20 protein-coding genes and 1 riboswitch are annotated in these 23,313 nt (G+C 39.7%); of the genes, 18 read left to right on the top strand and 2 right to left on the bottom strand.

The genetic code is table 11. The features are described 5' to 3' along the window. Positions 1–2: 2 nt before the first annotated feature. The 8 genes from AACZ73_RS18875 to metX all read left to right on the top strand — a co-directional run bounded on the left by AACZ73_RS18875 (position 3) and on the right by metX (position 9,234). A complete protein-coding gene (locus tag AACZ73_RS18875; RefSeq protein WP_339880289.1) occupies positions 3–974 on the top strand; it encodes an acetylornithine carbamoyltransferase in 972 nt (323 codons plus the stop codon). Positions 975–987: 13 nt separating this feature from the next. Continuing rightward, on the top strand, positions 988–1,788 hold the full coding sequence (gene argB / locus AACZ73_RS18880) for an acetylglutamate kinase (protein WP_339864629.1): 801 nt from the start codon (positions 988–990) through the stop codon (positions 1,786–1,788). Between the two features lie 21 nt (positions 1,789–1,809). Next, on the top strand, positions 1,810–2,880 hold the full coding sequence (locus AACZ73_RS18885; protein ID WP_339880291.1) for a M20 family metallo-hydrolase: 1,071 nt from the start codon (positions 1,810–1,812) through the stop codon (positions 2,878–2,880). A 2-nt stretch (positions 2,881–2,882) separates the two neighbouring features. Next, complete coding sequence (gene argH / locus AACZ73_RS18890) at positions 2,883–4,217, top strand: argininosuccinate lyase (RefSeq protein WP_339880293.1); 1,335 nt, start codon at positions 2,883–2,885, stop codon at positions 4,215–4,217. A gap of 109 nt (positions 4,218–4,326) precedes the next feature. After that, positions 4,327–5,868 carry a SulP family inorganic anion transporter gene (locus tag AACZ73_RS18895; RefSeq protein WP_339880295.1) on the top strand — a complete coding sequence of 514 codons (1,542 nt, stop codon included), beginning with the start codon at positions 4,327–4,329 and terminating at the stop codon, positions 5,866–5,868. Next, positions 5,865–6,512: a carbonic anhydrase gene (locus AACZ73_RS18900; RefSeq protein WP_339880297.1), complete on the top strand. Its 648-nt coding sequence runs from the start codon at positions 5,865–5,867 to the stop codon at positions 6,510–6,512. Before AACZ73_RS18895 ends, AACZ73_RS18900 begins: the two co-directional genes overlap by 4 nt. A 92-nt stretch (positions 6,513–6,604) precedes the next feature. Next, positions 6,605–6,713, top strand: a riboswitch (SAM riboswitch). Positions 6,714–6,877: 164 nt separating this feature from the next. Then, on the top strand, positions 6,878–8,182 hold the full coding sequence (locus tag AACZ73_RS18905; RefSeq protein WP_339880298.1) for an O-acetylhomoserine aminocarboxypropyltransferase/cysteine synthase: 1,305 nt from the start codon (positions 6,878–6,880) through the stop codon (positions 8,180–8,182). A gap of 8 nt (positions 8,183–8,190) precedes the next feature. Next, entirely contained in the window at positions 8,191–9,234 is a 1,044-nt protein-coding gene (metX, locus tag AACZ73_RS18910) for a homoserine O-acetyltransferase (protein WP_339880300.1), read from the top strand. A gap of 45 nt (positions 9,235–9,279) precedes the next feature. On the opposite strand, the gene AACZ73_RS18915 is transcribed toward metX, so the two are convergent. Further along, positions 9,280–9,687 carry a DUF2147 domain-containing protein gene (locus AACZ73_RS18915; protein ID WP_339880302.1) on the bottom strand — a complete coding sequence of 136 codons (408 nt, stop codon included), beginning with the start codon at positions 9,685–9,687 and terminating at the stop codon, positions 9,280–9,282. Positions 9,688–9,805: 118 nt separating this feature from the next. Here AACZ73_RS18915 and pdeM point away from each other — a divergent pair, with 118 nt between their 5' ends. The 10 genes from pdeM to AACZ73_RS18965 all read left to right on the top strand — a co-directional run bounded on the left by pdeM (position 9,806) and on the right by AACZ73_RS18965 (position 19,333). Next, on the top strand, positions 9,806–10,462 hold the full coding sequence (pdeM, locus tag AACZ73_RS18920; RefSeq protein ID WP_339880303.1) for a ligase-associated DNA damage response endonuclease PdeM: 657 nt from the start codon (positions 9,806–9,808) through the stop codon (positions 10,460–10,462). Between the two features lie 49 nt (positions 10,463–10,511). Continuing rightward, entirely contained in the window at positions 10,512–11,402 is an 891-nt protein-coding gene (locus tag AACZ73_RS18925) for a permease-like cell division protein FtsX (RefSeq protein ID WP_339880304.1), read from the top strand. 4 nt (positions 11,403–11,406) lie between these two features. Next, complete coding sequence (locus AACZ73_RS18930) at positions 11,407–11,619, top strand: DUF3098 domain-containing protein (RefSeq protein ID WP_339880305.1); 213 nt, start codon at positions 11,407–11,409, stop codon at positions 11,617–11,619. Between the two features lie 6 nt (positions 11,620–11,625). Then, positions 11,626–12,420: an undecaprenyl-diphosphate phosphatase gene (locus AACZ73_RS18935; RefSeq protein ID WP_339880306.1), complete on the top strand. Its 795-nt coding sequence runs from the start codon at positions 11,626–11,628 to the stop codon at positions 12,418–12,420. A gap of 1 nt (position 12,421) precedes the next feature. Then, entirely contained in the window at positions 12,422–13,132 is a 711-nt protein-coding gene (gene truB / locus AACZ73_RS18940) for a tRNA pseudouridine(55) synthase TruB (protein ID WP_339880308.1), read from the top strand. Between the two features lie 51 nt (positions 13,133–13,183). Then, complete coding sequence (locus AACZ73_RS18945; RefSeq protein ID WP_339880309.1) at positions 13,184–14,107, top strand: bifunctional riboflavin kinase/FAD synthetase; 924 nt, start codon at positions 13,184–13,186, stop codon at positions 14,105–14,107. Between the two features lie 11 nt (positions 14,108–14,118). Beyond that, a complete protein-coding gene (locus tag AACZ73_RS18950; protein ID WP_339880311.1) occupies positions 14,119–14,814 on the top strand; it encodes a CoA transferase subunit A in 696 nt (231 codons plus the stop codon). A 61-nt stretch (positions 14,815–14,875) separates the two neighbouring features. Then, positions 14,876–15,535 carry a CoA transferase subunit B gene (locus AACZ73_RS18955; protein ID WP_339880313.1) on the top strand — a complete coding sequence of 220 codons (660 nt, stop codon included), beginning with the start codon at positions 14,876–14,878 and terminating at the stop codon, positions 15,533–15,535. A 95-nt stretch (positions 15,536–15,630) separates the two neighbouring features. Beyond that, positions 15,631–15,969 (top strand): gliding motility protein GldC, encoded by a 339-nt coding sequence (gene gldC / locus AACZ73_RS18960; RefSeq protein WP_339880315.1) that lies wholly within the window; start codon positions 15,631–15,633, stop codon positions 15,967–15,969. Between the two features lie 322 nt (positions 15,970–16,291). Beyond that, complete coding sequence (locus AACZ73_RS18965; protein ID WP_339880317.1) at positions 16,292–19,333, top strand: TonB-dependent receptor; 3,042 nt, start codon at positions 16,292–16,294, stop codon at positions 19,331–19,333. A gap of 321 nt (positions 19,334–19,654) precedes the next feature. Here the strand turns inward: AACZ73_RS18965 and AACZ73_RS18970 are convergent, their stop codons facing one another. Continuing rightward, the gene (locus AACZ73_RS18970) at positions 19,655–23,074 is read right to left on the bottom strand and encodes a HEAT repeat domain-containing protein (protein ID WP_339880319.1); all 3,420 of its coding nucleotides are present in this window, start codon (positions 23,072–23,074) and stop codon (positions 19,655–19,657) included. Positions 23,075–23,313: the final 239 nt, after the last annotated feature.

A 23,313-nucleotide genomic window follows, 5' to 3' on the forward strand; every position in this document is an offset into this window, starting at 1 on the left:
TAATGGCCAATAATATCCAGCCACTACAGCACTTTACAAAATTTGAATCCCTCGAGTTAGGAAACCAATTAATTGAGCAAGCTTTAGCATACAAGGCAAACCCGACACTTGATAAGGCGAAAGGTGAAGGAAAACGCATTGGATGTATTTTCTTAAATCCATCTCTGAGAACACGTGTTTCCACACAGTTAGCAGCTATGAATTTGGGTATGGAGCCTATTGTGCTGAATATGGACAAGGAAGGTTGGGCGCTGGAGATGCAGGAAGGTGCAATAATGAATCGCGGAACTGTGGAGCATATAAAGGATGCAGCAGCAGTATTAGGCTCTTATTTTGATATTTTAGCCATTCGTGCTTTCCCTTCTTTGACAAATAAAGAGGAAGACATGAGTGATTTCACCTTTTCTCAGTTTGTGAAGTATTCTGGAGTTCCTGTAGTCAGTCTTGAATCAGCCACCCGTCACCCACTTCAAAGTCTTGCTGATCAGATTACGATCAGAGAAAATTGGTCAGGAAAAAACAAACCAAAGGTTGTTTTGACTTGGGGTCCACATATCAAAGCAATTCCACACGCAGTAGCTAATTCCTTTGCAGAATGGACGCTCGGCATGGACCATGATTTGACAATTACCCATCCTGCAGGATATGAGTTGGACGAGGAGTTCACTAAAGGCGCAACTATAGAATATAATCAAAGTAAAGCTTTAGAAGACGCTGATTTTGTGTATGTTAAAAATTGGTCATCTTTTAATGATTACGGCAAGATATTATCTACTGATTCCTCATGGATGCTTACCGAAAATCACTTTGAAAATGCTAAAAATGCTAAAGTAATGCATTGCCTTCCTGTTAGAAGAAATCTTGAACTGTCAGATGAAATTTTGGATGGACCACGATCTTTGGTTCAAGAGCAAGCAAAAAATAGAATTTTCGCAGCTCAGGCGGCAATTAGCCATCTGCTAGGAAATAATTAAAGACTTACGCCCAATGAAAATAAGTATCATTAAAATCGGAGGTAATGTCATCGACTTTCCTGAAAAACTAGATGAATTTTTAGCCCTTTTTGCCAAGTTTCCTGGACACAAAATATTGGTTCATGGAGGCGGAGTAATGGCTTCCCGGTTTGGCGAATCCCTCGGTGTAATGCCAGAAATGGTAGACGGAAGAAGAATTACGGATCAGGAAACGCTCGATGTAGTAACGATGGTTTACGCTGGTTTGATCAACAAAAACATTGTCGCTAAACTCCAGGCATTAAAAGTAAATGCGATTGGAATGTGCGGAGCAGATGGAAATATTATCAGATCCATCAAGCGTCCTGTCAAAGGAATTGATTATGGATTTGTAGGTGATATTCAGGAAGTTAATACCAAGCTAATTGATCATTTACTTTCAGGTGATTTACTTCCTGTAGTTAATGCCATTACACACAATGCAAAAGGTCAATTGCTCAATACAAATGCTGATAGCATTGCCTCAGCCCTAGCAACGAGCCTGGCCAAAGAGCATCAAGTAAACCTTTATTTCTGCTTCAATAAGAGCGGAGTTTTGATTGACGAAAAGAATGAAAACTCTATCATTCCGCTGATCAATGAAGATATTTACGAGGAACTACGCAAGGAAAATGTGATTCATTCAGGTATGATCCCAAAATTGGATAATGCATTTGAAGCTTTAGAGAAAGGCGTGAATCACGTTTGGATCGGTAAAGCTGAAAACCTTCATTTGGCAGCAAAAGGTAAGCTCTCTGGAACTACTATAGAGCGAAGCCGCTATGACCTCTATTAATACAATAATTAGAAAGTAAGGATGGAATTATATGACAATGCAGTTCAGCTTCTTACTCAGCTAATAGAGATTCCTTCCTACTCAAAGGAAGAAAGCTCCACTGCAGAAGTTATTGAAGAATTTTTCACAGCAAGGGATATTGAAGTTCACAAATCAGGAAATAACATCTGGGCTTTTGCCAACCCGTTTGATAAGAATAAGCCTACTATTTGGCTGAATTCCCATCACGACACCGTAAAACCAAACGCAGGCTATACTAAGGACCCCTTTCTGGCAATTACCGAAGATGGAAAGTTATTCGGATTAGGAAGTAATGATGCTGGAGGACCGTTAGTAAGCTTAATGGCAGCTTTTTCGCATTTCTATGGCCAAGAAATTCCATTTAACCTAATCATGATTGCTTCCGCTGAAGAGGAGATTTCAGGAAAAAATGGAATCGCTTCAGTGATTGATCAACTTCCTCCTTGTGAGTTGGCAATCGTAGGAGAACCGACATTGATGGATATGGCAGTTGCCGAAAAAGGCCTAATGGTGATTGATGCAAAAGTCTATGGGAAAGCAGGGCATGCCGCTAGAGAAGAAGGGGTAAATGCTATTTATTTGGCATTGGATGATTTGCAAAAGATTAAAGATTTTGAATTTGAAAAGGTTTCCCAGTTTCTGGGTAAGACAAAAGTATCTGCCACAGTGATTCATTCTGGGCAGCAGCATAATGTAGTACCTGATCTTTGCGAATTTGTATTGGATGTTCGAGTCACAGATGCTTATTCATTGGAAGGAGCATTAGACGAATTAAAAAAATCTCTCAATGCTCAACTTACTCCGCGCTCACTTAGACTTCAATCTTCCCATGTACCGGAAGGTCATTTGATTCTAAAAGTTGGCGAACAACTTGGCCTCAAAACCTACGGAAGTCCTACTCTTTCGGATCAGGCCTTAATCCCCTATCCGTCTGTCAAAATCGGCCCTGGCGATTCAGCTAGGTCACATTCTGCAGATGAATATATTTATTTGAACGAAATTCAAGAAGGCATAGAAGGCTATATCAAGATCCTTGATACCTACGCCGCTATGCTTACTCAAACTAATTAGAAATGAAACTTTGGCAAAAAGAAACAGGAAGCAAAAAGGAAGTGGAATCCTTCACTATTGGCCGCGATCCTGAATTTGATATACTTTTGGCACCTTTTGATGTTCTTGGATCTATGGCTCATGCCGAGATGCTATCCACGATTGGTCTTTTGACAGCTGAGGAAAATGAAATTCTGCAGCGTGGACTGAAAGACATTTACTTCGAAATAGAAAAAGGTCAATTTGAAATAGCACCAGGCGTAGAAGATGTGCATTCTCAGGTGGAATTTTTACTTACTGAGCGATTTGGTGATGTAGGTAAGAAACTTCATAGTGGAAGAAGCCGAAATGATCAGGTTCTTGTAGATCTAAAACTCTATTACCGGGCAGCTATTCAAGGAATAGTGCAAGAAAGTATTGAGCTATTTGATTTATTGATAAAGCTAGCGGAGAAGCATAAAGGCGATCTGATGCCAGGCTATACTCATACGCAACTTGCAATGCCTTCCTCTTTCGGACTTTGGTTTAGTTCTTTTGCCGAGGGATTATCAGAAGATTTGGGTTTGATGAAAGCAGCCTTTGACTTGGCTAATAAAAACCCGCTGGGTTCTGCTGCAGGATATGGTTCCAGTTTTCCATTGAATAGAACAATGACTACAGAACTACTAGGTTTTGCTGATCTTCATCACAACGTACTAAATGCTCAAAACAGTAGAGGAAAAACTGAACGTACCTTGTCTTTCGCCATGGCAGGAATGGCAGGAACGCTCAATAGAATGGCCTCTGACATGTGTATTTTCATGAATCAGCATTTTGCCTTCATAAAATTCCCGGATGATTTGACTACAGGAAGTAGTATCATGCCACACAAGAAAAATCCGGATGTATTTGAGTTGATCAGAGCAAAGACAAATCAAATTCAGTCAGTTCCGAATGCAGTTTCTATGATTTTGACGAACACAACGACTGGGTATCACAGAGATTTGCAATTACTTAAGGAAGAGATTTTCCCTGCTTTGGAAAGTCTAAAATCCTGTCTGAGCATGACCACTTTTATGCTAAAGTCTATTGAAGTAAAAAACAACATTCTTGCAGATCCTTTCTACAAGCACTTATTTTCTGTAGAGGTAGTAAATGACTTGGTATTGAAAGGAACCCCATTTAGAGATGCCTACAAGCAAGTGGGAATGGATATAGAGTCTGATAATTTTGCTCCAGACCAAACTAAGCTGAATCACTCGCATGAAGGGAGCATCGGAAATTTGAATCTTCCGGAAATAGAGAAAAAAATGCAAACAGCAATTGAACAATTTAATTATAAGATCGTCCAGCAAGCCATAGCAGATCTTTTAAGATAAGTGATTTAGCATGTTTTATATGTTTTAGTAGAAAGAACCAATACAATAATTTATTTTTATAGAAATAGGAGAATAAAATTCTCGTTTTCTTAACGAACCGACCCACTAAATGAACAACCTTTTTGGAAGTAATCTCAAGTATGATTTGAAAGCCAGTTTGGTAGTTTTTTTAGTGGCTTTACCTCTTTGTCTTGGGATTGCTGTTGCAAGTGGAGCTCCTCCTATGTCCGGACTAATTGCTGGGATCGTTGGCGGAATAGTGATTGGAAGTCTTTCTGGTTCAAATGTAAGTGTCAGTGGTCCTGCTGCGGGATTGACTGTGATCGTGCTCGATTCTATCAATAGTATGGGAACCTTACCCCTATTTCTTGGGACACTTGTGGTTGCTGGCTTGATTCAGGTTGTATTAGGTATCGCAAAAGCTGGAGTGATTGGCTATTACTTCCCTCATTCTGTAATTAAAGGAATGCTAACTGCGATTGGTTTGATTTTGATATTAAAGCAGATTCCTCATGCACTTGGCTATGATGTAGATTTAATGGGAGATGAGGCGTTTTTACAGACTGACAATCATAATACATTCTCTGAGATTTGGTATGCATTTAAATTCTATAGCTTCGGCGCTATTCCGATAGTCCTAATCGCCTTGGGAATTTTAATTGCTTTCGAAAGACCAAAACTCAAACATCATAAGATCTTTGGGGTCGTTCCTGGAGCATTGTGGGCAGTAATTTCGGGGATAGTCATCAATTCCGCCTATGGAATTTGGAAGCCGGAATGGCAACTTGATGGAGAGCATTTGGTAAGTATTCCGGTGCTGGAAAATATTGGTGAAATCAGCAATTTATTGACCTTCCCGGATTTTTCCATGATTGGTGAGAGTACATTTTGGATAGTAGCGATGACTATTGCCATCATAGGCAGCCTTGAAACTCTCCTAAGCATTGACGCAGCTGATAAGTTAGATCCTATGAAACGCACTTCTCCTCCCAGCAAGGAATTATTTGCTCAAGGAGTTGGAAATACTGTTTCAGGACTAATTGGCGGCTTACCCATCACAGCTGTTATTGTAAGGAGTTCTGCGAATATTGCCACCGGAGCAAAAACGAAACTATCAGCCATCCTACATGGAGTATTGTTATTGATATTGGTTCTGACTATTCCCACTACTCTTAATTTGATTCCTTTGAGTTGTCTGGCCGCAGTGTTATTTGTCGTTGGATATAAACTAGCCAAGCCTGCTATCTTTTTAAATATCTACAAAAATGGATGGGATCAATTTATTCCGTTTATCGTAACAGTAGTAGCAATTCTTTTTACAGATCTTTTGGTTGGAATAGGCATTGGAATGGTATTCGGATTATTTTTCGTAGTGAAGACAAATTTCATCCGCGCTGTTACCCTGACAGAGATGAATGGAAATTACCTGCTACAACTTCAAAAGGATGTTTCTTTTTTGAATAAGGCATTGCTAATGAAGTATCTGGAGAGAATTCCTGATAATTCTGATTTGATTATCAATGCGCAGAAAGCACAGTTTATTGACCACGACATCCAGGAAGTTTTAAACGATTTTATAGCTTCCAGTACAGATAAAAAGATAAGTATAACAATAGAAGGTTTTAATTATAACATTCACGAAAAAGTATGAGCCCTTACGAAAAACTATTGATTCAGAACAAAGCATGGTCAGCTGATCAAAAACAAGCAGATGCAGATTTCTTTGGAAGATTAGAGAAGCAGCAGTCACCAAAATTTCTTTGGATTGGATGCTCCGACAGTAGAGTTCCTGCCAATCAAATTACAGGTACAGACCCTGGTGAAATTTTCGTTCATCGTAACATCGCTAACATGGTTGTCCATACAGACGTCAATCTTCTTAGTGTGTTGGAATATGCTGTAGTAGTGCTAAAAGTTGAGCATATTATTGTGTGTGGTCATTATGGATGTGGTGGTATTGATGCAGCTTTGGGAAATAAAAGCTATGGAATAATCAATAAATGGCTACTCAATATCAAGGAAGTTTATAATGTGTATAAGGAGGAAATCGACGCTATCGAAGTTCATGAAGATAAAGTTAACAGACTTGTGGAATTGAATGTGATAGAACAATGTCAGGATCTGATCAAAACTTCTACCATTCAAAAAGCATGGAAGTCCAGAAATGCACCAACAATTCATGGATGGGCATATGGTCTAAAAGATGGCTTAGTAAAAGAACTAGTAAACATCGAACCTGATTTAGATAGTATTAACCCTATTTTCAGATTTGACTCTGAAGAGTTGGATAAATAATTTCAAGTTTTTCGGTCAGCGAAAGGGAAATAATTTTGATTTCTTATTCGCTGACCCTTTATTTGCACATCCTTTCACTTTTTAAGTGCTCGGATTTATATAGAAGAGGCGAGAGACAGGCTCATAGACCCTCTGGCAACCTGGAAAGTCCAAGGTGCCAATTCCTGCCAATAGAGATATTCTCTTTTGGAACTATAAGTTCAAATGAAAATGCACGCAGGATCCTTTTCCCTTTCATTCTCAACCGAAATTTTGGTAAAGCATCACGCTTTATTTCCGTGTTGATTGTAGCCAGTCTATAATGGAGAGATTCGTTTTAGGCTTTTAAGTGTTCACTATTTTTCTAACCATAAATCCATAATATCATGTCAAAAAATCTTCACTTCGACACTTTACAAGTTCATGCTGGTCAAGAACCAGATCCAGCAACCAACTCTCGCGCTGTTCCTATCTATCAAACCACCTCATATGTTTTCAATTCGGCTGAGCATGGAGCAAACCTATTTGGTCTAAAAGAATTTGGTAACATCTATACAAGGATCATGAATCCTACTACAGATGTTTTTGAAAAAAGAATAGCAGCTTTAGAAGGAGGCGTGGCAGCTGTTGCAACCAGTTCTGGACAGGCAGCGCAATTTCTGGCTTTAAACAACATCATGGAAGCGGGGGATAATTTCGTGTCCACTACTTTTCTATATGGCGGAACTTATAATCAATTTAAAGTTGCATTCAAAAGAATAGGTATTGAGGCACGATTTGCAAAAGGTAATGATGCTGAGGCTTTTGAAGAATTGATTGATGCAAAAACCAAAGCCATTTACCTAGAGACAATCGGAAATCCCGAATTCAATATTCCCGATTTTGAAGCTTTAGCGGCGCTTGCCAAAAAGCATGATCTTCCTTTAGTAGTGGATAATACTTTTGGCGCAGGCGGTTATTTATTCAAGCCCCTTGCTCACGGAGCCAATATTGTAACTTCCTCAGCTACCAAGTGGATAGGCGGTCATGGTACATCTATTGGCGGAATCATAGTAGATGGAGGAAATTATAATTGGGGAAATGGGAAGTATAAGCAGTTTTCTGAGCCTTCAGAAGGATACCATGGGCTTAACTTCTGGGAAGTATTTGGTGAAAACAATCCTCTTGGACTTCCCAATATCGCATTTGCAATTAGAGCAAGAGTGGAAGGATTAAGAGATTTTGGACCAGCTATCAGTCCATTTAACTCTTTCTTATTACTTCAAGGAATTGAAACCCTATCACTCAGAGTTCAAAAAACTGTGGATAATGCCTTAGCTCTTGCACAATGGCTTGAAAGCCATCCGTTAGTTCAAAAAGTAAATTATCCAGGACTTCCATCCTCCCCTTACCATTCTCTTGCAAAGAAATATTTAACAAATGGCTTTGGAGGTGTATTAAGCTTCGAACTCAAAGGAGAAAAAGAACAAGCCTCCAATTTAATAAACAACCTCGAATTGATCTCTCACCTTGCAAATGTAGGAGATGCTAAAACACTGATCATTCAACCTTCGGCTACCACCCATCAGCAACTTTCTGAGGAGGAACAAATTGCTGCAGGTGTCACACCAACTCAGCTAAGAATCTCATGTGGTCTTGAGCACATTGAGGATATCAAAGCCGATTTGCAACAAGCTTTCGATAAAATCTAATTCAACAAATGAATCTTAAAAGTCAGTACGCTTCGATTACCATGACCCAGGAAATATTCCACTCTAAAAAACCTCTACCGTTGGAATCAGGAGAAATTCTATCCCAATTTGATATCGCCTATACCACCTACGGTCAACTCAATCCAGACAAATCCAATGTAGTCTGGGTAATTCATGCGCTTACTGGAGATTCAAATGTGTCAGAATGGTGGAATGGTTTGATCGGAGAAGATAAATTCTTCGATCCTACCAACCATTTTATTGTCTGTGCTAACCTGCTAGGATCTTGCTATGGCTCCACTCAGCCGTTTAGTGAAAATCCTAAAACCGGAGAACCTTATTATTACGATTTTCCTCAAATGACATCCAGAGACCTTGCTCATGGATTGGAACTTTTGAGGATTCATTTGGAGATAGATTCCATTCATAGTTTGATAGGAGGATCACTGGGCGGGCAAGTTGGCTTGGAATGGGCTTATATCCTTGGAGCACAACTTAAAAATGCGGTTATCCTTGCATCCACTTCAAAGTCTAGACCTTGGGTAATTGGTTTTAATGAAGCACAGCGTATGGCGATTGAGTCAGATTGTACCTGGGGTGAGAAACATGAAAAAGCTGGCCAAAAAGGACTTGAAACAGCTAGAGCAATAGCTATGCTTACCTACAGACACCCTATTGACTTAGCTACCAAACAAGTTGATTCTGTAAATAAAGTAGACGATTATAGAGCCGCTTCATATCTTAGGTATCAGGGTCAAAAGCTTGCAAAACGCTTCAATGCACTTTCCTATTGGACACTGAGCAAAACAATGGATTCCCATGATCTTGGAAGAAACCGTGGTGGTTTGGAAGAAGCTTTGTCCAAGATCGAAGCTAATGTATTGGCTATTGGGGTAGATTCAGACTTGCTTTTTTTACCGGAAGAATCCCAGTATATCAGCCAATATGTGAAAAAAGGAATTTACAAGGAAATTACTTCAACTGCTGGACACGATGCATTTCTGATTGAATTTGAGCAACTTTCGTATATTCTGAAGTCTTTCTACCTATAAAAAAAGAATTAAGGCTTCCAAAAAAATAAGGCAGATTATTCTGCCTTATTTTTTAACTCTATTCCATTCTACAGTTCGGCTAACCCAAGAATCTCCTAAATAACCTTTAACCTCGAGAACATCTTTCTTTACAAGTTGCAGCTCACAGGTATAGCTGATGCCGGATTGGGGGTCATATATTTTACCATCAGACCAGATTCCATCATTATATTTGAGTCCTTCTAGGATTGTCAAACCCATAAGAGGGCGATCCCGTAAACTGGTATCGGAATTTACTATATCTGTAGAATTGTCTATACTATCTGTATCCTGCTCAATCCATATGATTTTTCCAATCATTTCATCATCATTTTCCATGATTTCAATCTGAGCTGTTTTTGAAGTATTATACCATACTCCTACAATTTTGGATTTTGACTGAGCAACAACATTTTGGGATCCCAGCAGAATCATGAAAATGCAAATTGAAGCAAATTGACAAGTTTTCATAAAAATGAATTTTTAGTAAACTTATAATTGGGCTAGATTTGAAGATATCCAATTATACCGTAAAATCATACCTAAGTTTTAAATGTATTCAAGCTTATCATTTTCAGGAACAACTCTTTACTTATTACCTGAGAAAGCAATTTGGATCGAAAGTTATTCATCTTTATTTATTGCTGATCTGCATTTCGGTAAAGCAGCACATTTCCGAAAATCAGGAATACCTATTCCTGAGCCGGTACATTATAATGATTTACAAGTAATTAAACAATTAATTGAAAGATATTCTCCCACAGACTTATATGTTTTGGGTGATCTATTTCATAGTGATTGGAATGAGCAATGGGAACTTCTAAACGGTTTTCTAGCTGGATTTAGCAAAACAAAATTTCATTTAGTCAAAGGAAATCATGATGTGCTGTCCCCTTTTGCATATCAACAGTCCTTATTCCAAATTCACGATGCTCCAGTAGTATTGAAAAATATGTTTCTTACTCATGAACCTGCGAAGAAAGTTCCTGAGGGAAAATTGAACCTGTGTGGACACATTCATCCGGGCGTAAGATTGCACGGCAAAGGCAGACAGTCACTAAGAATTTCCTGTTTTCATTTAAGCGAAACACATCTGATTTTGCCGGCGTTTGGCCACTTTACCGGACTGTCATTGGTGAAGAAAGGGCCTAATGATCATATCTATGGAATTAGCGGGGAAAAAGTCATTAAAATCCTTTATCAGGAATAGATTGGCAATATCCTTGGGGAAGGTTACTTTTGAGCAGAAATTATAATCTATGGCCAATTATCCAAGAAAGAAAAAGACATTAGGGCACTTCAAATTCGGAAGCGTTCTCTTCAGCACTACACTATCACTTTTTATTGTAGGTCTTTTCGGAGTGATCTTGATTCAGGCAAAAACGCTGACAAGTATGATCCGTGAAAACATAGAAGTTCAGGTGTTCCTGGAGAAAAATATGGAGCAGAAAGAGCTTGATGCCATCCACGATAATCTTTCCAAGCGGTCATTTATCCTTCAGAAAGGTGATACTCTGAATCTTAAATTTGTCTCAGACGAAGAGGCAGCAGCTACATTTATTGAAAGCACAGGTGAAGATTTTACCAAATTTCTTGAGGACAATCCACTTCGTGACAGCTTTGTACTCACAATTGCCGAGGAATTCCAAACCTCCGAGCAATTGGAAGCAATCGTGGCAGAAATTCAGTCAATCCCAGGCGTCTTTGAAGTTTCTTATATGACTGATTTGGTAGATTCCATCAATAAGAATCTCCTAAAAGTGAGTTTGGTCTTAGGTGGATTCATTTTGATTCTGATCATTACCGTAGTGATGCTTATTAACAACACTATACGTTTGGCATTATTTTCACAGCGCTTCCTAATCCGCTCCATGCAGTTGGTGGGTGCTACCAGAGGCTTTATCAGAAAACCATTCCTATCGAGAGCGTTTTTATTTGGTTTGATGGCGGGAGGTTTTGCTTCGATTATTCTTTTCGCTCTTGTGAAGTACACTCAGGCGAATATTGAAGGTTTTGCTATGCTACAAAATCAGCAATTGTTATTCTTACTTTTTGGGATTTTGATCACCGTAGGCGGAATTCTATCAGTTCTAAGTACCTTGCGGGCTGTAAATAAGTATTTAAATATGTCTTTGGACGAACTATATTAAGTTAATGAGCAAATCATCCTTTCCTTTTTCCCGCAAAAATTACAAGCTGATGTTTATTGGCATTGCGCTAATCATTCTTGGTTTTGTCATTATAGGCCTTGACAGTGATCCTCATGGGAATGGAGTATTAGGTTTGACAATTGGCCCAATTGTTACTTTGGCTGGGTTTATTTTTGAATTCTATGCCATTTTCGCCAAAACAGAAAGTAATAAGTAAATAAGCGTGGAAATAATTGATGCAATTATCCTTGGAATAATTCAGGGACTGACCGAATTTTTACCTGTCTCCTCCAGCGGTCACTTAGAATTGGGGAAAGCTATTTTGGGTGAGAGCAAAATGCCTGCAGAAGGACTCATGTTTACTGTAGTGGTCCATTTTGCTACTGCACTCAGTACTATTGTAGTGTTCAGAAAAGACATAGCAGAAATCTTGAGTGGTTTATTCAAGTTCCAATGGAATGAGGAAACACAATTTGTCTCCAAAATAGTGCTATCTATGATCCCTGCAGCCATCGTGGGAGTTGTGTTTGCAGAGGAATTGGAGACGTTATTTGACGGGCAAGTTGTCTTTGTAGGCTGCATGCTGATCTTGACAGCCGTCTTACTCTTTTTGGCGGACAAAGCTAAATTTACAAATCAGCCTGTGACTTTTGGTCAAGCTCTAATTATCGGTATTGCGCAGTCCATTGCTATTCTTCCTGGTATTTCTCGATCTGGAGCTACTATTTCTACCTCAGTACTTTTGGGAATTGACAAAGGCAAAGCAGCTAGATTCTCATTCTTGATGGTTGTTCCCTTGATTTTGGGTAAAATAGCTAAGGATATTTTGGATGGTGGCCTTTCTTTGGAAACTGAAGGAATCGGTTACCTGACTGCAGGGTTTGTCGCTGCATTTGTGGCTGGAATTATCGCATGTACCTGGATGATCAAACTAGTAAAAAACAGTAAACTCAGCTATTTCTCAATCTACTGTCTGATAGTAGGTGTGATCGCAATTGTGGCTGGATTATATTTGTAGAATGCAGGAGCAACCTTACGGAGAAGTATTTTTAATCGACAAACCTTTTGAATGGACATCTTTTGATGTGGTAAGGAAAGTCCGAAATGCGCTCAAAATAAAGAAAGTGGGCCATGCTGGGACGCTGGACCCACTTGCTACAGGATTGCTGATAGTTTGCGCAGGGAAAATGACCAAGCAAATTGATTCCTTTATGGGACAGGAAAAGGAATACACCGGGAAATTTGTCATCGGAGCGACAACTGATTCTTTTGATTTGGAACAACCGATTATTCCCGTTTCAGATCCATCACATATCACTTTGGAACAGGTAATAAAAGCAGCAGCTGACCTAACCGGTGATATTTTGCAGATCCCTCCTATGCACTCTGCCATCAAAGTAGATGGAAAACGCGTCTACGAATCTGCCAGAAAAGGGAAAGAAGTAAAAATGGATCCACGTCCTGTCACTGTCAGTGAATTTGAGATCACCAAGTTTGAAAATCCAGTTGTTGAGTTTAGAATTGTTTGCTCGAAAGGAACCTATATCCGTAGCTTGGCAAGAGATCTTGGTGAAAAATTACAAGTTGGAGCCTATATGAGCTCGCTTTGCAGAACCAGAATTGGTAACTTCAAACTCTCAGAAGCACATGAACTTTTGCCATTAATAGAAGAAATTAAAGGAAGATCAAATGAAATTGAGCATGAAGATAGACCTCGCACAGAGGGATGATTTTAATTCATGCAAAATTCCATATGGCCCTAAAAAAACAAGTATTACCATATGAAAATATATGAAGGCTTAAGTGATTTCCCAAACGTCTCCAACGCTGTAGTAACCAGCGGAACATTTGATGGAGTTCATCTTGGACATCAAAAAATCCTTCATAGAATCCGCGAATTAGCCCGCTCCATAAACGGCGAGACGGTTCTTATTACTTTTTGGCCACATCCTCGTTTAGTTCTCTATCCAAATGAGCATAAGCTTAGACTATTGAGCACTTTTGAGGAAAAGGCAAAACTTCTCAGACAATTCGGCATCGATCATTTGGTGACGATTCCATTCACCAAAGAATTTTCCCAGCTTACTTCAAAAGAATTTATTGAAACTGTGTTGGTGGATGGCATACAAACCAAAAAATTGGTGATAGGTTACGATCATCGATTTGGGAAAAACAGGGAAGGAAGCTTCGAATACCTAAAAGCCCACCATGAAGAATATGGATTTGATTTGGAGGAGATTTCAAGGAAGGATGTTGATGAAATTGGGGTTTCCAGTACAAAAATCCGTGTTGCCTTAGAGACAAGCGACGTTGCCACAGCAATAAATTGCCTAGGCAGGCCTTATGAATTAAATGGTCTGGTAATCAAAGGGCAGCAGATTGGAAGATCTATCGGCTTCCCAACAGCAAACATACACATCCCCAACGACTACAAACTTATCCCGAAGGATGGCGTTTACGCAGTAGAAGCTTTAGTGAATGGTTCACTCTATAAAGCTATGCTGAACATAGGAAACCGACCGACAGTCAATGGTACCCAAAAGACCGTAGAGGCCAATTTATTTGACTTTCAAGGCGACCTCTACGACAAGCAGATTACTGTATACATCAAAGCATTTCTGCGGGAAGAGCAAAAGTTTGATGGACTGGATGCACTGAAACAACAGCTTTTTCAAGATCAAAAGAATGCCCGGAACTTATTATAAACCCAAAATATATGATCAACAAAACTGTAAAAAATGCCGCTGAAGCTGTAGCAGATATTCCCAGCAATTGCATGCTGATGATGGGAGGCTTTGGCTTGACTGGCATTCCTGAAAATTGCATTTCAGCACTTTTAAAACGAGATATTTCCGGTTTGACGATAGTGTCTAATAATGCCGGTGTAGATGACTTTGGTATTGGCCTATTGCTTAAAAAGCGAATGGTAAAAAAAATGATTTCAAGCTATGTAGGAGAAAATGCTGAGTTTGAAAGACAATTACTTAGCGGAGAGCTCGAGGTAGATTTAATCCCACAGGGAACTTTAGCAGAACGTGTTCGTGCCGGAGGAGCTGGCATCCCAGCATTCTTCACTCCTGCTGGAGTAGGAACTGAAGTCGCAGAAGGAAAAGAAATTAGGGAGTTTGACGGAAAAATGTATTTGCTGGAAAGCTGGTTAAAGGCTGATTTTTCTATTGTAAAAGCCTGGAAAGGCGACACAGCAGGTAATTTGATATTTAAGGGTACAGCCAGAAATTTTAATCCAATAATGGCAACTGCGGGCAAAATCTGTATTGCGGAAGTAGAAGAATTAGTAGAAGCAGGTGAGCTCAATCCTAATGAGATCCATACGCCCGGAATCTTTGTCCAACGTATTTTCCAAGGAGAAAACTATGAGAAAAGAATCGAGCAGAGAACTGTTTCTAAATAGGTTTAAGTCCGATGCAACACATCTTCTCTCCTATTTCCTTTGACTTTAAAACAAACCCAAAATGCTTACAAAAGATCAAATAGCTCAGCGAATCGCAAAAGAAGTTAAGAATGGGCAATACATAAATTTAGGAATAGGAATTCCAACTCTAGTTGCCAACTATATTCCGAATGACTTGGAAGTAGTTCTTCAATCTGAAAATGGGCTACTTGGTATTGGCCCCTTTCCTACCGAAGATCAAATCGACCCGGATCTCATCAATGCAGGAAAGCAAACCGTCACTATGGTAAAAGGCTCATCACTTTTCAATTCTGCTGATTCCTTTGCGATGATTCGGGGTGGTCATGTTCATTTGACAATTCTTGGCGCCATGGAAGTTTCTGAAAATGGAGATATAGCCAATTGGAAGATTCCTGGCAAAATGGTAAAAGGAATGGGTGGTGCAATGGATCTTGTTGCTTCAGCTGATAATATTATAGTTGCGATGCAGCATTGCTCCCGGTCTGGTGAATCTAAGTTGCTTCCAGAATGCTCCCTTCCTATCACAGGTATTCGATGTGTGAAGAAAATAGTAACTGACTTGGCCGTTTTGGAGATTTCAGAAAATGGTGGCTTCATTCTAAGGGAGAGAGCTCCGGGAATTTCAGTAGAAGAAATCCAATCGAAAACAGCTGGGAAATTGATTATTCCAGCTGACGTTCCAGTGATGATTTTTGAATAAAATCCTGAAAAAGGAACTCAGGCAATGCTCGTGGAGTTAACCTGATTAATTTTGCAAAATCAATACATGATTCACTTAGAATCAAACTATAAAACATGAAGAAATCAGAGATCAAATTTCAAGTCGATTTAGATGAAAACAGCTTTCCAAAAACCATTAAGTGGGACGCATCGGATAAAGAAGGTGCAGGTTTGGAAGATACTAAAAGCATTAGTCTTAATGTTTGGGATAATCAAAATCATAGTACGCTACGAATTGACCTTTGGACAGAAGAAATGTCAGTGGTAGAAATGAAGAGGTTTTATATCGATATTCTGGGAGGAATGGCTCAGACTATTTTGAACAGCACCGCAGATGAATACATGTCCGAAGAGATCAAAGAGCTTTGTGATCGTCTCGTAAAACATGTCAATGAAGAAAATAGCAAAGGATAATATTAATTGAATTTTTAAAAACGCCCGGTATAAATCGGGCTTTTTTTATATAAAATCCTAAAACCATAAAATTTTTTAGTTTTCATTTTTTCTAACAAACAACAGCAAGTGATTTAAGATCGATAATAAAGAGGTGATTTCATTTTGAAATTCTTAGGAACATGCCTCAGTTTCCTTCGCAATCGTTTTTTCTCATTTTTTTTACCCTAATATATTTTGAAAATAAAATTATAATTGTTCGTTTTTTAGCCTATTTTTCGTCCATCAATAATGAAATAATCACCCTTATTTCATGGTCAGTTTAATAATAAACAGTAAGCCTATGAACAATTTTACAATTAAAATCAGGATGTCAGTATTGTTGCTGTCTATCTTGGTTTCCCTATCGTCAGGCAAAGTTCAAGCGCAGACAGTAATTTCGGGAACAGTCACAGATTCCGATACAAAGGAGACCTTAGTGGGAGTAAATATTTTGGTAAAAGGGAAAGTAGTAGGTACTATCTCTGACCTTTCAGGAAAATATTCCCTAAATGTAAATCAGGAACCTCCACTGACACTTGTCTTTTCCATGGTAGGCTATAATACCCAGGAAATAGAAATAACAAGTTCACAATCATCACTTGATGTTCAGCTAATAGAAACAGCGATACTTGGTCAGGAAGTTGTCGTTTCAGCATCCAGAGTTGAAGAGAGCGTTCTCCAGTCTCCGGTTTCAGTAGAAAAATTAGATATCATTGCCATTCGGGATGCTCCACAGGCAAGTTTCTACGACGCTATCAATAATATGAAAGGAGTGGAAATGAGTACGCAATCTCTCTTGTTTAAATCCTTTAACACCCGTGGATTCAATGCCAATGGCAATGTGAGGACAGTGCAACTGATTGACGGAATGGATAACCAAGCTCCAGGCCTGAATTTCTCTGTTGGTAATATTGTCGGAATATCCGAATTGGATTTAGAAAGTGTGGAATTGCTTCCTGGAGCTTCTTCAGCTCTCTACGGACCCAATGCTATTAACGGTATCTTGCTTATGAATTCGAAAAGTCCTTTTCTTTATCAAGGGCTTTCTGCAAGTGTAAAAACAGGAATCATGGATGAAAGCAATCGATCCAAAGCAGCTACCGGATTCTATAACTTTAGCGCGAGATATGCTAAAGCCATCAGTGACAAGTTTGCCTTTAAAATCAACTTTGAATATTTAACAGCTGATGATTGGCAGGCTAATGATTTTCGCGATCAATCTCTTTTGAACGGATCTACAATTGAGACAGGAAGCCCCCAAAATAATCCAGCCTATAACGGGGTTAATATCTATGGCGATGAAACAAATGTTAACATGCTATCTGTAGGTCAATCCATGGTAGCTGCAGGTGTTTTACCATCTTCTGCTTTAGCTGCGATCCCTAATTCTTCGGTTTCTAGAACAGGATATAGGGAAAGGGATATTGCCGATTATGGTACGAAATCAGTGAAATTCAATGCTGCACTTCATTATAGAATCAATGATAATATTGAAGCTGTTTTACAGGGAAACTTAGGTTTTGGAACTACTGTCTACACCGGAGCGGATAGATATTCTTTGAAAGATTTCACTATGGGTCAATACAAAGCTGAGTTGAGAGCTTCTAATTGGTATCTTCGAGCATATACTACTCAAGAGCGTTCCGGTGACGCATTTGCAGTAGGAACAGCAGCACAGGGAATTAACGAGGCTTGGAAAGCTAGCACTCAGTGGTTCCCAGAATATGTGGGAGCATACGCACAGGCAGTTGGAGCCGGCCTCCCTGCCGATCAGGCACATCAGGCAGCAAGAGCTTTTGCAGATCAAGGTAGATACATGCCAGGAACAGCGGAATTCCAAAATGCTTTGAATGCGGTAACTTCAAGACCTATTCCAGGTGATCAAAATGGAGTCGGAGCCAAATTTGTTGACAGTAGTAATTTGTATCACTTTGAAGGATCATACAATTTCTCGGAGTACATTAATTTCGCAGAGTTTGTTGTAGGAGCTAACTATAGAATTTATGACTTGAATTCAAACGGTACTATTTTCGCTTTGGATGAAAATGGTGATGAGTTCAATATCAATGAATACGGAGGATATATTCAGGGGTCCAAGAAGTTATTTGATGATAGATTTAAATTAACCGCATCAGCCCGATATGATAAAAATGAAAACTTTGAAGGGCAGTGGTCTCCAAGAGTTTCAGGAGTTTTTACAAAAGGAAATCACAATTTTAGAGCTTCTTATCAGACGGGATTCCGTATTCCTACTAACCAAGATCAATACATTGATCTGAATACTCCACAGGCTCGCCTGATCGGTGGCTTACCATTCTTTGCCGGCCGCTATAATCTGAATGCAAATTCTGGCTATACTCTTGCAAATGTTACTAGCTACGGTGGAGCTGTATTAGCTGATACTCAACCCAATTCTCCTGTTTACCAGCAAAGTATTCAGCAAGCTACAGATATAGCCATTCAACGAGCGACTGAATTTATAACTCAACAAGTGCAAGCGGGCAATATACCTCCAAGTGAAGCTCCTGCTGCTATTGCAGCTCTAGTTCCTACATTAGTACCAGGAATAGCAGCTCAACTTGTTCCCGTAAATGCAGCTGCAGCAAATATTGACCAATTGCAACCCTACGAAACCAAAGAATTCAAACCTGAACGGGTAAAATCATTTGAAGTGGGTTACAAAGGAATTTGGGGCAGTAAATTATTGGTGGATGCTTATGCCTATTTTAATAGATTTGAAAACTTCAATGGCAGCCAAGTATTGATTCAGGATGCTTCAGACTCTGGCTTAGTAGGGCCTAATCCATTAACTGGATTAAATCTTATTGGTGTAGGCCCGGGTGGAAGAAATGTATATTCCATGCCTGTAAACAGAACAGAAATCATCAAATCATGGGGATGGGCAGCCAGCTTGGATTACAAACTTTCAAAAGGATATACCATTGGGGGTAACGTATCTTATAACACACTTTCAAATTTGGACGAATTAGCTGAGACCGGTTTTCAGCCTAGTTTTAACACTCCGGAATATCGATATGTGTTGAACTTTGCAAATAGAGAAGTGGTAGAAAACCTAGGCTTTGCTTTAGCTTATAGATGGCAAGGCGAATTTGCTTGGCAATCATCATTTGTTAATCCAGCGGTATCCACACGGCAATTATCAGTTATTCCTGCTTATGGGACATTTGACGCACAAGTGAGCTATAAAATCAAAAGCATCAAGTCAATCTTAAAAGTTGGTGGCTCAAACCTTTTCAGCAAAGGATATACCCAGGCCTGGGGAAATCCCACTATCGGAACCATGTATTTTATTAGCTTGACATTTGATGAATTCTTGAATTAACAATTAACATATCCCAATTTACCGAAGAGCTATCCTTGATTTTTTGGATGGCTCTTTTTGTTTTCCCCTATGGAAAAACTTTCTATTCTTGATTTCGGATTACATAAATAGAAGTAATTATCGTAATGCGGCGATAATCATCAGCTATCTAGCTGACATTCAGGTACGAGAAACAACCTTCGGTGCTCTGCCAAAATTGAAATAGTTGTAATAGCATCCGGAGCAGCAAGACTTATGTACTTCATTTCAATTTGAATTAAAATAAAGGGATCACCACATAAGTGATGATCCCGATAATTATTAAACTGAGTAACAGCTTACTTATTCCCACTCCTTAGTCATCGTCTCCAAGAAACTTAGTAGATCTCTAATTTCCCTTTTGGTCAATAGCGCCTTCATATCCGGCATACTTGACGGGGAATTCTTTCTTTCAGCAATACTGCTATTCATAATCAAAGTATCTGGCTTAGCTCCTACTTTTACAACCAGACCCTCTGCTTTTTCCTCCATCAGCGTGCCATTTACGGATGAACCATCTTTTAGCTCTAATTGAACAAAGCCAAAGCCAGGAGCAATCCGTTTACTTGGATCTATCATTGCCTCAAGAAGCTCAGTTTTGGTCGCTCTATTAGCTACTCCGTTCAAATGCGGACCAGCCACTCCGCCCATATCATCATATCCATGACAACGGATGCATTGAGCAGTTTGATTCTGGAAAAAAATATTTCTTCCTACTCTCACGCTACCTCCTTCAAGTGCTCCACTGTATAAAGCAACTAAATCACCCTGGGTTCGCTCCTCTTGGATTTTGTCATATCTGGTTCTCAGTTCTTCGGATTTGGTTTCATCTATCGCTTCTTCCAATTCAATCAAAACTTCATTAGGTAATCTATCTTTTGACAAGTCTTCTAAAAGCGTGTTCCAAAGGGGTAATTCTGCTGAATTATCGAGATTTCCTAAACTAATCAGTGCGGCTTGTTTTTCGGCCGTTGTTCTGTTTTGTATCACGTCCTGAAGTAAACTTACCATTAACTCCTGCGAAATATCTGTTTTGGTCAAAAGGTCCAAGCCGACTACTCTCACAGCCCTTGATTTATCCTTCATCGCAATTTCTATTGGCTCGGAGATACTGCCAGGATTTGTTTCGGACAAGGCCAGAATCGCGGCTACACGTACATTTTCTGATTGATCGTTTTTCAAAAGAGCAACCAGCTTCTCTTCGGCATCTGCAATTTTCAACTTCCCAATTGCTTTTACTCCCGCCACACGCACTTCTTCACTTTTATCTGCCAATGAAGATATCAATGTAGATTCCACTGACTTTTGAATCGGAGCTAATTCTCTTTCTACCTTACCTCTATTTCTACCATCTACACGGTCAAGTACAGAGGGTTTGGCCCAAGTGCCCAAAGTAGCAATGGCCTCTGCTTTCATCGCAGAATTAATGCCTGGCTTAGCAATGTAGGACTTTAGATTATCCATAGATTTCTGAGTACCTACTCTCAAATTTGCACCAATGGCTCTTCTGATTAATGGCTCATTTTCAAAACTTGTGGTAACCAAAAGATCTCCTAAAGCCGGAAGTGCTCCTTCAATGGAGAAATCATCATTGATTGCTCGTGCAGCTTCTGTAACGATATATTCATCTTGATCAGCCAAAAATGCAGTGATACCAGGATCAGCCATTCTTCTCAATGCCAATACAGCTCCAAGACGAACTGCGTTGGAAGAATGCGATGCCAGAGCAATTATTGGCTCTTTCTTATTGATTCTAGCCAAGGCTAAGCTTGCGGCATGACGCAAAAAGGCATCTTCGTCATTGTTTGCTTCCAACACCCCTATCAACCCGTTGATCGCTGGCTCGTAAGCAATTCTACCCAAAGCTTCTGAAGCGAAGAATCTAACCCTGATCTCACTGTCACTTAATAAAGGCAAAAGTGCGTCGCCTGCTTTAGCATATTTTATATCACCAAGCCATTTGGCAGCTTGTGCTCGTACCTCAGAATCCTGGTCTTTTAACAATGGAATCAGCGCATCCGCATAATCCATTTTCTCAATCCTAGCCAGTTGACTTATACCCACAATTCCGTGTATTCTCGCTAATTGATTTGTCTTCTGTGCTATAGCTGTCTTGAAAATAGCCATTCCTTTATCTCCTCTTTTAGCCAATTCAAACTGGGCTTTCCTTCTGATTCTCATGTCCTCATCGCTAAGGTACCCACTAAGTGCTTCGTCAGTTAGTGTTTTGAAATCAGTTTTCATCACCTGAGCGGTGATCTTCCTAGCTTCCCAATTTGCACCTGCTTCATCCTCAATCTTCCAAACGCGACCATAGTTTTTGGTATTCCAGCCTTCAATCCAATCCGCAAAATAAAGTGAACCGTCAGGACCAAAATCCAATCCTGTCGCCAAAACTCCAGACATGATATTCTCTGTTTGGGACATTTTGAATGATGCTCCATCTTGCTCCAACTTAAAAGCATGAATCCCTGATCTAGTTGGGTTACCCACAAAAGAAGCTACGAAAAAAGTGTTTTTCCACTTATCAGCCAGAGCAGTTCCTGGATTGTAAACCATTCCTGTAGGTCCATTGATGTAATTTTGTATTGGTGGGGTAATGTAGGCTGCCTGTCCCTCATGTCTTGGGATGTAAAGTTTTTCGTCCATCCAGACTTTATAAGTATTGTTATCCGGATCACGATACTTCCCAAATTGCCAGTTCGTTCTCCAGCCAGTATCTGAACCATTCACCAAATAAACAAGCCTTTCACTTTCTCCAGCATGATCTCCATCATTGTCCACAGAGATTAGATTATTGTATTCATCGAAAGCAAATTCATGCGTATTTCTCACCCCCATTGCAAATATTTCAAAATCACTACCATCAGGATTTGCTCTGGCAACTACTCCTCTGTTAGGATATTTCCATTCTGTACCGTCTGGACCTACTCCGTTGAAACCTATATCCCCTATTCCCCAGTAAATTCTTCCATCGGGTCCTTGTTTTAAACCGGACATGCCATGCCCGCCAAAGCCAATATGCACTCCATATCCATGAGAAATGGATTCTTTCTCATCCATGATACCGTCGCCATTCTTATCGGTAAGTCTCCATATGTCTGGACCCACTCCTACAAATAAGTTATCATCAAGCTTCAACAAAGCTCCGGCTACATCGGTAGTGACATCGTTAAAGTCCTGAACCATCATCTGGGAATAATCGGCCAGACCATCTCCATCTCGGTCTTCCAATCGGTATAGTTCTTCCCGCTCTACAGTCATATCCCTCCAATCATGCGATCCGTCCCCATTGACATCACCAAGCCAGGTATTCTTGTCCGACATCTCAGGAGAAAGTGTCTTTTGGAGAAAAGCTCTTTTCTCTTCGATTGTTTGAAGACTAATGGACTCTATCTCCCATTCTTGATGACCTCTAATGTCAAATTCGGAATTTTTCTGTCGATTGGTTCTTGTATAATACAAACTGCCGTCGTCAGTCACCTGAATAGAAATCGGGTCATATACAAGTGAGTCTGCTGCCCAAAGGGAAAGTTTAAGACCAGGACTTAGTGTCGCATTTATTCCGCCTTCTGCAGCTTGTACCATAGGAGTAATCTCCTCCTTGGTCAACGTGCGCTCTCTGAGATCTACAGGCTCACTTTTACTACAGGAAATCAATAAAGGAATTGCTGAAGCCAAAATTATTTTGGCGTAGTGTTGCTTAATTTTGGGTTGAGGCATAGGTTAGTTTTATTATTGCAATCTTGAAATTAACAAAATTAAAAATTGCTTTTATGCCACTAATCAAAAAGGCTGTAAAAACAAAAAACCCGATCACAGATCGGGCTTTTGTTCACTTTAACCACTAACAACCATAAAACAAAAATTTCTTAAGACAAAGCGGGGATTGAGCTTTAACGTCTTGGTAGTCGGTACGGGAATCGAACCCGTGTTTCATCCGTGAAAGGGACGTGTCCTAA

The organism is uncultured Algoriphagus sp., assembly GCF_963974835.1.
Classification (GTDB): Bacteria; Bacteroidota; Bacteroidia; order Cytophagales; family Cyclobacteriaceae; genus Algoriphagus.